1 protein-coding gene and 1 pseudogene are annotated in these 765 nt (G+C 62.6%); both read right to left on the bottom strand.

All coding sequences use genetic code 11. From position 1 onward, the window contains the following. Positions 1-204: pseudogene (locus EOA86_RS36940) on the bottom strand (gamma carbonic anhydrase family protein); the annotation flags it as partial. Positions 205-223: 19 nt separating this feature from the next. Continuing rightward, a complete protein-coding gene (locus EOA86_RS36935; RefSeq protein WP_128345855.1) occupies positions 224-568 on the bottom strand; it encodes a hypothetical protein in 345 nt (114 codons plus the stop codon). Positions 569-765: the final 197 nt, after the last annotated feature.

Raw genomic sequence — 765 nt, 5'->3', positions numbered from 1 at the left:
GGTGTGCATGACCGTGTGTTCCTGCACATTGGTATCGGCGCCGATGATGATCGGCTCGTTGTCGCCGCGAATGACGACGCCGAACCAGAAGCCTGCATTGCGGCCGATCTGTACGTCGCCGATCAGGGTGGCGTCGAGCGCGATCCAGTTGCTGTCCGCGTCCTCGAAAACGGGGGCTTTTGCGTCGATCGCGTAGAGCGGCATTTCGATCTCCCGATTCGTCTCACAATGAAAAGTCAGCCGAACCTAGGAGCATGCCCGCAACGGATGCAATGTCGATCAGCACGACGCCCAACGCCAATGCCCAGACGGTCGCGGTGCAACCGCAGGAGATCAGCGCCCGAGCGGAAATGCGGCCTTGCCGCCAGGCGTCGAGGGCTTCGTTGGCGAACATCAAGGGTCCGGCGCAGGCCGTCGCGGCGAGCGAGCGCAGCACATGCGCCGGCGACACATAGGGCTCGACGAAGGCAAGCCGGCGGCCTGACATCAGCTCCATCGCCGATCCGGCCAGGCCGCACGCCGTCAGCCCAACCATAAATGCAAAGAGTGTGTGTTCGACCGGACCCATCTTTACCTTCCATTTACCATAAAATCGCACAGTGGTGTTCGATAGGCGCCGTTGCAAGAGCCGTGCGCGCCACGTGTGCCGCCTAAGGACACCCCAAGAGGGGACGTCCCAGGGGACGGCCATGGGACATCTTGCGACAGGCGGCCGAAAATTGGGGATCGCGATGAAGCAGGCAGCCACCGCCAACGGTCCGCAAC

It is taken from the genome of Mesorhizobium sp. M5C.F.Ca.IN.020.32.2.1, assembly GCF_004023105.1.
In the GTDB taxonomy this organism is placed as follows: Bacteria; Pseudomonadota; Alphaproteobacteria; order Rhizobiales; family Rhizobiaceae; genus Mesorhizobium; species Mesorhizobium wenxiniae.
Note: the sequence above shows the minus strand (reverse complement) of the source record. Positions and strands in the feature narration are given on the sequence as shown.